The following is a 9556-nucleotide window of genomic DNA, read 5'->3' as shown; positions in this document are numbered from 1 at the left end:
CTGGCAAACCGCTAAATATGTAGAGCATACTCCCCCTCCTTCACAGCCAAACCGCCAATATTATGCGGCCCTCCGAATAAATGCAGTAAATTTTATCGCTGGGCTCTTGTCTCCGTTAGTTTAATGAATGCCTAACGAAACCAGTCAGGATGCTCCTCCTTAGCGATTACACCATCCAAAGGAAAAATCATTTGAGTAAATTCGCCAGAATCCGCTTCAAGAAAGATAGCTACACCGTCAATATGGATATATTAAGTTCGATTACCAGTAACATTATTCCAAAACGTATCTTTATTTAATGCTCCTATCTCAACAATATTTATGTTATAACTTAAATCTAATTTTTGGTTCACTGTTTCAAGATATTGTTTTGCTTTTGATGCAGCCTCTTGTTCCGTAAGAATAGGTCTCTGGAGTTGATATCCCCCAAAGATAATTAAAACTGCAATTAATGAAATCAATAAAAAACCAACCTTTTTCATATCACCTATCCCCTCGGTACACTTTAAGGGAGATACGCTTCCAATCACCAGAAGTTGCACATAACTGCCCAGTTTTACTTCAACGAACAACGGCAGCCGATCGTCAGGCCGACTGTGTAGTTTGCTTCTGAACTATCGAATTCGTTATTTCAATAAACAAGGAAAAATAAGGATCACTCGGAACTATATAGAATCAAAAATTCCAGAGCATGCTAAATATAACCCAAGAAGACCCAAGAAAGTGTCCATAAGGTGATTGGTAACATACTCTAAAAATTTTTTCATTGAAAGACCCTGCGCCCTTAATTTGAGTTGGGTTATGTTGCCCGAAAGCTTAAAAGCAACAGTTGGCAGCCTGTAGTCATTGACAGGCTCTCGTTCTCCGTTAACACAACGATGCAACCGTGTCTATCCCACGGCACTCTGCTTAAGTTTGTTCACATCTCAACTTGTAAGTTCAAATACCCTATAAAATGGAGGATGCCGATTAAAACCAATAACGCTACAAAAACAATAATAAAGCATTTTAGAAATTTCCCCATACAATCTCCCCCCTTACCAATTTGTTCAATACTCCGCTTTCAATGTTGAAAATTACACCAAAGTACCCGTTTAGCGTAAAACATTTGCTCAAATAACATATCGGTATTTGTGTTAATTATCTGTTGATGCTAGCTTATGAGTTGCTCCTCCAACAATTTGCGAATCACGATTTCATGTGCAGGATAAGCAATTTTGGGGAGTTCCCCATAAGAAAAATAACCCACTTCGTCGATGTCGTCTCCCGCACATAGCTCACCGCCGGTCTCTTTAACCAGAAACCAGATCATGACGCTCTGCTGCTTGGGATTAAACCATTCAGTGCCCCTGTATGGCTCGCCATAAAGGGAAGTGACGGTATATGGAGTTGTAAGCTCTATGCGAAGCCCTGTCTCTTCTGACATTTCACGCTTTGCCGCATCATACACATCTTCTCCCCACTCTACATGACCGCATGGTACACACCATTGTCCGCTGTATCGTCCCCGCTTTCGTCCAAGCAACACCTTACCATTCCGGATGAGAATCATAGCAACGCCCACCGTGGGATTCTGATAAAACACAAAACTACACCCTTTGCAAACGAGCCTGTTCTTCTCGTTAAGTCGCAAGGAACTGCCGCATTTTGGACAATAGCTGTATCTCATCAGCTATCCACCCCCAAAATAAGGTAATATTTGACTCGCTCCGATTTTACCTTACTTCTGGCGATACCTTCCAACACTTGTTTGAGAAGAACTTGTTCTCGCTATGCGATCAATCAGAGGCGGAACCGGTCCGTGCCGTGCGCATAAATCGCGACCGATCGTCTCATCCAGCAGGAACAGAAGCGATTGGCAAATGGTGGAGGACAGTCGAAAGCAAAATCCGTCTGCCTATCTGGGACTTGAAAAATCGAACTTCAATAGTCAAATAAATAAGCATACCAAGGTGTGCTTATTTGTCAAAGCAGCCGCACGCCTGCTGCAGTTCAGACGTTTGCACTATTGTCCCCGATAGCTGAATGCGCCGGCCATGTAACATTTGATTCTAACCCCAATCGGCGGCCTTATCATCCGACATTTCCTTTTCCCAACCTATTGTTTTTTCAATCATTCAAAGGTAGCATCCAGTGCACTACGTTGTTTGATTTTCTGTACGGACAAATTCAAGCTGTAGTTCCCATGATCGAGTAATTGATTAAGAACATGGTTTAATTGTTCTTGGGATGCCACCTTGATCGTTAAATGATAACAACCTTCCCCCGAAATCCGATGAGCTTCGACCACTTCATTCCGATTGTTAAGAAGATGAATAAATGAAGCGTGGTTCGCCGACTTCATGGTAATAATGACAAATGCCGTATAGTTTAACCCTAATTTCATCTCATCAACAATTAGGGTATACGCCTTGATAACGCCGTTATCCTCAAGTTTCTTGATGCGATTCCCTACGGCTTGCCCCGTCATGTGAATTTGTTCGCCTAACTCCTTCCATTGAATACGTGAATTTCTAGTCAGGATCTGAAGGATCTGCATATCAATGTGATCAAGTAGCATAGTTATTCCTTTCGCCATGAAATTGTTTTTACGAAAAGGGTTTCGTCAAAGTATCGATCCCATTCCTGTTTTTATTTATCATTTTATTATACGGTTCAACGCCGTACAGCCAGCGGGTAGCAGCACCCTGTTTTCATTAACAGAGCGCAGGAGAAGCTATACCATATAAAAGTAAAGGAGCTCGACCCATTGAAGATTCAACTCATTCGAAATGCAACGCTCGTCGTCCAATATGCCGGCAAGAAAATTTTAGTTGATCCCTTCCTTGCAGAGAAGGGGGCATATCCTCCTTTCCCAAATTCGGCAAGACAAGATCAAAATAACCCTTTGGTCGGTTTGCCGACATCCATTGAGCACATCACCGAAAACCTTGATGCTGTAATTGTAACCCATCTGCACTTAGATCACTGGGACGAGGCCGCGAAAGAGACGTTGCCGAAGGGGATCAAGATGTTCGCCCAAAACGAAGAAGATGCGAATGAATTGGGCAAGGCTGGCTTCACGAATATCGAGGTATTGAAAGAAAACACGGTATTTGGTGACATCGGACTCGTCAAAACGAAAGGCGAGCATGGCCGAGGGAAAATCCTAAAGCTTGCCGGTCATGTGTGCGGTGTCGTTTTTAAGCATCCGAGCGAAAAGACGTTATATCTCGCCGGAGATACGGTTTGGTACGAGGCTGTTGAAGACACAATCGAAACGCACAAGCCGGAAGTCATCGTCGTCAACGGCGGCGACAACCAGTTCTTACAAGGCGGTTCCCTTGTTATGGGGAAAGAGGATATCTACAACGTTTACAAAGCTGCTCCGGAAGCAACCATTCTCTCGGTCCATATGGAAGCAGTAAATCACTGGATGTTGTCTAGAGAAGAATTACGAAGCTTCCTTAATGAGAAGGGAATCTCTTCTCATGTAAGAGTGCCGAATGACGGGGAAGCTTACACTTTCTAACGGAGATGCAGCGGATGAAAGTTGAAGACAACAAAGAGCTAGTCCGTCGTTTCTATGAGACGATCGAGCGAGAAGACTATGCGGCCCTTGAATCATTTTGCCACGAGGATTTTGTCTTCTACCCTCAAGTCGATACACGGTTTCGTGGTGTCGAAGGTCTTAAAGAATCGGAAAAGAAGAACTTTGCAGCCTTTCCGGGATTCAAGATGCCTATCGAAGGTATGGTTGCAGAAGGGGACCGAGTAGCAGTGTATTTGATTTTCGAAGGGACACATACGGGCATCCCATTACTCGGCGTCCCCGCGACCGGAAATCGTGTGAGATTTTCATTGATGATGCTCTTGCGAATTGCAGATGGAAAAATTATCGAGAAAAGATCCCACATCGATGTGCATGACGTTCTGCGGCAACTTACCGCAAACTCCTAACAAGACCCGTCTTAGGGTCTTGTTTTCTTTGTTAAAACATGAAATAAAACTGCCCAGTTACTTCAACGGACAACGGCAGCCAATCGTAATCGTATGAAAGGCTACCGTCATGTCCTAAACAAGAGCCAAGTATCATCCTGTTAATTCGAAGGTTAGATCATTCCTTATGCTCGTCATTGTTTTTCTTTAGCGTGTTGATTATGGTATCAAGCCTCTCAATGATGCGGTCGTCATTCTCCAATCTTTTCTTTAACCTAACGTCTATACTGATTATTCCTAGCACGACTACAACGCACAACCCAATAATCAAGTACAAACTACCCGCCTCCAATCGTTTGCGTGCACTTTTTATGTACGCTTCCAAAGGTTGGAAGGTTGCGGGTATGTTCATTGGAGCCCAAGGCCCTAAAAATATCGCCTATACAATTCCCGACGACGTTCCCCGCGTAATTGTGCGTAGATCTGTGTTGTTGATGCCTTTTCGTGACCCAGCATCCCTTGAATAAAGTCTAATGGCGCACCGTTATCAAGTAAATGGCAAGCATATGTATGACGAAAGCGATGAGGATAAAAGTTTGCCGTAACTTCCCCGCGGGCTGCAAGCTTCTTAACCGCATAACGAATGGTGGGTATTGCCATCCGCCGTACAGGAGCCGACTCCGTCGCGAAAAGCGCTTTGCAAGAATCCTTACGCGCCTCAAGGTATCTCTTTAACCAGACCTTGCATTCAGTTGTAAAATACACTTCCCGCTGCTTAGAGCCTTTACCATGCACAATCGCGGAACAGCTCTCCCAGTTGATATCTTCAATATCTAACCTGTGCACCTCACCAACCCGACAACCGGTGCAGTAAAGGAACTCCAGCAGTGCGTGTTCGCGCGGAGAATCGCAGGTGATCTTTAAATGAATCACGTCTTCCTCGATCAGGAACTTGGGGAACCTCTTTTCCACTTTGGGTTCTTTGAGCTTTGTAGTAGGATTATTCGCAATGTGTCCTTCCTCAAAAGCAAACCGAAACAAGGACCGAATAAAGCGTATACGGTGGCCCATGCTGCTAGGCTTTAGCCGCTCTGACTGTCTAGCCAGGTACTCCTTCAATAAGTCCAATGTCACTTCACTAATGTTAAGGTTACCTATCTCACGGACAAGTACCTTAAACTGAAGGGAATACGCTTTTAAAGTATGCGGACTAAAACCCAGAATACGCTTATCGGCTTCATACAATTTCCAGAGATGAGTCATTTTCATTAAACAAAACCCCTCCCAATGCTAATTACTATCAGCCTCACTATCTTTGGGAGGGGTTAATCCTTATTTTGAAAATAAATTATTGAACTAGCGTCTCCGTTAGCGTAGTCACCTAATCTGAGTGAATTCCTTCCTCAGCACCCAGCTTTTTAAACGCGTCCATAAGCTTCTCAGCCATTATTTTATCGCCATCGTAATAAAAGACGAGAACTTTGCCCATTCCATATGATCCGTTTGGGGGCACTGCTCCCGCTGCTGGAAATGGGTCACGCTGTACTTCTCTTCTCTGTTCAATCGCGTTAAAAATGTAAGCTGTCAATTTTCCAGGTTCAAGCTTATACAAATATCGCTCAGCGCCTTCTCTTTGAAAGTCGTATGCACTAGGGGATTCATTCCTTCCTGCATACTGGATGCCCGCTTCATCAAGAGTAGCTAACACGCTATCCAAGGATACATCTAAAGTTTCATTGTCGATCGAGACTTGAAAATAATACATCGCCGCCGCGTCCACGACATTCCCCTCTACGCCCCATCTCGCGTCTATCGCGTAAATCTGCCTTCCCGCTTTGTCGGAAGCGATAAATTTATCGTCCTCCAGTTTCTGTTCGGAAATAAAACCCTCGCCGCTTGGGTCAACTTCCCTGATGAACACTTCCGATGGATTCGGTTCGTAATCGAAAGATATTTCGATCTCGGTGCCCCCAACGAGTGAAACGGGCTCGTAGCCTTTCGTTCTGAGCAACTCCAACGGTCCCACCATGTCAGTTTCAGTTTTCCACGCGTAGGAACCCAATACTACTGGGATCTCAACGTTTCCCGATTTCAACTTCGGCAACGGAGGCGTTTCACCTCTGACCACAGGAAGATCATCTCCAATGCCAGCAATCGGCGTTTCATTTTGCGAATCAGATTTCGTACATCCAATAACGATGCCCATCATCACCAACAGAAAAACAAGAGACATCAAAGATCTCTTCAAGTCATTTACCCCCAAAGCTTCAATTAATTAGTCATAGTATTGACGAAACAAATATGGTTAATTGTTGCTGGGGATTCATCGGTTGTTGATCTCTTCTGCCAGTTACTTCAATGAAACGGTGAGTATCTGCTTCGCAAGAACTGCTCCCTGTTTATTCAATGGCCTGAATAAATCAAGTCTGGATAATGGACCGGTACTATTGCTAAGCTATAGTCCCATTAGTCTTGATGATATCAATCTACTATCCTTACAAAATTCGCAACACTGTACGCGTCCGTCGGCAAAAATGCATACGTATTATCCTCCAACAAAATCGTCACATTCTCCCGAACTTCGCCCGGCTGGATGTGGAGTGAAGTTGAGGCTTCCATTAGGTTATTAAATGCGATCATTTGCTCCCATCGGCCATGATGGGAGATGGGTACATCCTTTTCCTCTGCAGTATCAAGAAAGAGCACGACCATTTGATCAGAACCAAATTCTTTATCCTCCGGCAAATATTCTTCCTTCCCAGTAACGATAATCCTTCCTCTAAAACTCGCCAAAACGGTATCGTGAGGGTAATCGGGAGTCCCTTCAAATGCTTGAATTTTGACCACCTCCAAGCCTTGAATTATGTCTCTTGGGCTTACTGTTATTGGATTAAACACGTTTTCGCCCGCTAAGGGCAACCCCATTTCTAATTAAATTTCTTCTTTGGTTTGTCCTCTAATTGGTTCTTCAACATCGGAGCCTTGGGGCTCGCTTAATACGTTTGGATTTTTCTTATTTTCATCTTGGCTTGACTGGGATGGTGAACACCCCAACAAAGAGACCATGATTACAACTAATGCTGGTTGGTAAATAGTTTTTATAGGATCCCCACCCTTAAAAGATGATATAAATTTGACTCCCTTTATATTTACATAGTTCCGTTAAACTGCCAGATAGATGAGCGGCCGCGCGGAACGCAGAAAAAGCGATGGATCGGTTCCATCGCTAAACTCTTGTCCCAATAGTTTTCATCGTTTTGAAATATCCTCGAGTAATTCTAACATCCTCGCGTCTCGCTTTTCTTTGCGGTTGATAAACTGTAGTACACGAAATATTACGTATAAGGCTAAAGCAATTCCTGCAACGTAAAGAAAAATCATACCAACATACAATATAGAATAGACCATACCTTGACTCATGATTATCCCTCCCCTCGCTTATATTCGCCTCCAACGACTGGAAAGTAGCGTTATATTGCCCATTTTGTTTTTCAAACTCAGAAATTAATCCATTCAGAACGAATCAATCATAAATGGATAACATCTTCATAATTATTCCACTTTAAACCTCGTGTTTTGCTATACCTTCAACTTTAGCCCACACTTTTCCATTACACGCTTAGAAGCCGTATTTTTTGCCATGCATCTTCCATAATTCCTTTCAAGCTCAAGCGTTCTAAAGCCAAATTCAACAAGTTTAGCGCACGCTTCTGCGCCATAGCCGTTATTCCAAAATTCTGGACCTATAAAGTAGCCTAGTTCACCACAAACCATCTACCCTTTCTTATTTTGGTATACTTCTTCGCTAAAATCCGATATTACCTTCTTGATGTAAACTGCCAGCTAGCGAAGTCAATAGTCAATCATCGTTATCAATTGTCACTTGTTTGTCTTTCTCGTCCCATTTTATGTCCAAGTTATAAAACTCCATTATTGGTCTTAAGGGCATATAAATATGCCCATCAATCACCTCGATATCTCCTTCTAAAATATGGTCCCCAGCCCTGAATTCACTAGCACCAATAGTAAATCTAAGATACGCATTTGGGTCATCTGGGTACGGAATTCCATATACCCATAAAGTTTTTGATTTTTCTTCCCAACCAACGCCTTTATCCAACACGTAGAAAGGTAAACATTTCTTGAGACCTTCTAAATTGACGTATGTGCGATTATCAATGATGACCCCGTAAAATGAGGAATCCTCCAAAACACTTGAGGTAATCTTAACAAATGGCTTCACTTCTTTTGCGGCAGCATTTTGACTCAAAGACATTGCCAACCCGAACGTTAATAGTGTAAGTGGAATCCAGCTTGATAACTTTTTTATAATCACAACCCCCTCCGACGCGGTTATATATTATGACGCAAGAGGCTCTCCTAAAGTTCTTTCAAACAATATAATCCGAATGCATTTAATTAAACTGCCTTTCTTTAATGGAAACGGCAGCCGATCGTTGGCCGGCTGCCGTGGTCGTTTATGGAACTATCGTCTCCGAGGTAGCTTAACAAACGGATGTAGGGTTGTCTGTTTCCTTCGGTAGGCAGCTTGTCACAACAGGCGGCTCAGCGGAGGAAATATCTGTCTGTCACCACTTTAACGTTTGCCGGCTTCATCTTGTGCTCAAACGTATTCGTCTGGCAGTGCCAAGCCTCGGTGATCAGCCAAGCAGTCAACGTACGGGCAGGCTGGCAGGCCCGGTTTCCCATGGATTGCAATTAAGTTATTTGCGTTCCCAGAGGAGATTGCGGAATTTTCGATCGATCAGCCACAGCGCCCCCCAAGCAAGTATGGCGACATAGACGGGAAACAGCATATGAGACCACAATGGATTATCCACCCTGAGATGTGCGGCCACCGCGCCTCCTAAGTAGCCCGTGAGCAGAACCGCCCCCAAGAACCGCGTTCGCGGTAAGGCATACAAGATGGTGCAGAGCAGACCTAGAACTCCCACCGTTGCAAGGTGGTTCTCGGCGAATCCGAGTGCGAGCGTGCTTTCTACCACTGGTGCCGGCTTGACGATTTTCCCGATGCCATCGAACAGCATGAACAGAATGACGATTCCGCTCATGGCGCGTGCCGACCAAAGCCGCGCCTTAGTGATGTCGTTTGCGATCGTTATCCCCGTTTTCGTCTTCATCTCGATCTTCAGGACTGTCATCCCCCTATTCTAGGACTCCTCCGTATATTTCTTGAAATTATCCAAAATCGCTTGCCATCCGGCCTGCTGCATCTCAATAGAATGGGTGCCTTCCGCGTCGAAAATTTCAATCACCTTGGTTTCGTTCCCTTGATACATGAAGGTGATCTCAACCTTTCTCCCGTCTCCCAATGTGTATGAAATCTGCTCCTGCGGCTTCACGACGTCGTAAGTTCCGAAGAAATCGAACCCCATGCTTCCGTCCTTCGCTTCCATTCGGGTAAGGAACTTGCCTCCGACCCGCAGATCGTTCTCCGCCTTCGGCGCGTGCCATGAGTCCGAAGCTTGATTCCACTTCGTGATGTGCTGCGGCTCGGTCCAGTACTTCCAAACCTTCATTACCGGCGCTTGAATAACGGCTTGCACTGTAACCTTCGTGAATTGTTTCGTTTCCATCGTAAGAACACCCTCTCTTGTTTTTGGTTTTCACATCTATA

At 44.3% G+C, this 9556-nt stretch carries 12 protein-coding genes and 1 pseudogene; 2 read left to right on the top strand and 11 right to left on the bottom strand.

Annotated elements, in window-relative coordinates; all coding sequences use genetic code 11:
* Positions 1 to 251: 251 nt before the first annotated feature.
* From FE782_RS19125 to FE782_RS19115, 4 genes and pseudogenes are all read right to left on the bottom strand, one after another.
* Entirely contained in the window at positions 252 to 482 is a 231-nt protein-coding gene (locus FE782_RS19125) for a hypothetical protein (RefSeq protein WP_138195841.1), read from the bottom strand.
* A 671-nt stretch (positions 483 to 1153) separates the two neighbouring features.
* A complete protein-coding gene (locus FE782_RS19120) occupies positions 1154 to 1585 on the bottom strand; it encodes an NUDIX domain-containing protein (RefSeq protein WP_238392564.1) in 432 nt (143 codons plus the stop codon).
* Positions 1586 to 1669 (bottom strand): annotated as a pseudogene (locus tag FE782_RS33340) (hypothetical protein); the annotation flags it as partial.
* A gap of 444 nt (positions 1670 to 2113) precedes the next feature.
* On the bottom strand, positions 2114 to 2560 hold the full coding sequence (locus tag FE782_RS19115) for an Lrp/AsnC family transcriptional regulator (protein WP_138195839.1): 447 nt from the start codon (positions 2558 to 2560) through the stop codon (positions 2114 to 2116).
* Positions 2561 to 2749: 189 nt separating this feature from the next.
* On the opposite strand from FE782_RS19115, the gene FE782_RS19110 reads away from it, so the two are divergent.
* Positions 2750 to 3511 carry an MBL fold metallo-hydrolase gene (locus tag FE782_RS19110; protein ID WP_138195838.1) on the top strand — a complete coding sequence of 254 codons (762 nt, stop codon included), beginning with the start codon at positions 2750 to 2752 and terminating at the stop codon, positions 3509 to 3511.
* Positions 3512 to 3525: 14 nt separating this feature from the next.
* On the top strand, positions 3526 to 3939 hold the full coding sequence (locus FE782_RS19105; protein ID WP_138195837.1) for an ester cyclase: 414 nt from the start codon (positions 3526 to 3528) through the stop codon (positions 3937 to 3939).
* A gap of 405 nt (positions 3940 to 4344) precedes the next feature.
* Here FE782_RS19105 and FE782_RS19100 read toward each other — a convergent pair whose 3' ends face one another.
* The 7 genes from FE782_RS19100 to FE782_RS19070 form a co-directional block, all read right to left on the bottom strand.
* A complete protein-coding gene (locus tag FE782_RS19100; protein WP_138195836.1) occupies positions 4345 to 5187 on the bottom strand; it encodes a tyrosine-type recombinase/integrase in 843 nt (280 codons plus the stop codon).
* A 112-nt stretch (positions 5188 to 5299) separates the two neighbouring features.
* Positions 5300 to 6166, bottom strand: a complete 867-nt coding sequence (locus FE782_RS19095; protein ID WP_138195835.1) for a hypothetical protein — start codon at positions 6164 to 6166, stop codon at positions 5300 to 5302.
* 233 nt (positions 6167 to 6399) lie between these two features.
* Positions 6400 to 6843 carry a hypothetical protein gene (locus FE782_RS19090; RefSeq protein WP_138195834.1) on the bottom strand — a complete coding sequence of 148 codons (444 nt, stop codon included), beginning with the start codon at positions 6841 to 6843 and terminating at the stop codon, positions 6400 to 6402.
* A gap of 654 nt (positions 6844 to 7497) precedes the next feature.
* Entirely contained in the window at positions 7498 to 7692 is a 195-nt protein-coding gene (locus FE782_RS33335) for a GNAT family N-acetyltransferase (protein WP_138195833.1), read from the bottom strand.
* Between the two features lie 85 nt (positions 7693 to 7777).
* Positions 7778 to 8254, bottom strand: a complete 477-nt coding sequence (locus tag FE782_RS19080; protein ID WP_138195832.1) for a stalk domain-containing protein — start codon at positions 8252 to 8254, stop codon at positions 7778 to 7780.
* 388 nt (positions 8255 to 8642) lie between these two features.
* The gene (locus FE782_RS19075; protein WP_202914565.1) at positions 8643 to 9080 is read right to left on the bottom strand and encodes a DoxX family protein; all 438 of its coding nucleotides are present in this window, start codon (positions 9078 to 9080) and stop codon (positions 8643 to 8645) included.
* 9 nt (positions 9081 to 9089) lie between these two features.
* Positions 9090 to 9515 carry an SRPBCC family protein gene (locus FE782_RS19070; protein ID WP_138195831.1) on the bottom strand — a complete coding sequence of 142 codons (426 nt, stop codon included), beginning with the start codon at positions 9513 to 9515 and terminating at the stop codon, positions 9090 to 9092.
* Between the last annotated feature and the right edge of the window lie 41 nt (positions 9516 to 9556).

The sequence above is a fragment of the Paenibacillus antri genome, assembly GCF_005765165.1.
Taxonomy (GTDB): Bacteria; Bacillota; Bacilli; order Paenibacillales; family YIM-B00363; genus Paenibacillus_AE; species Paenibacillus_AE antri.
Note: the sequence above shows the minus strand (reverse complement) of the source record. Positions and strands in the feature narration are given on the sequence as shown.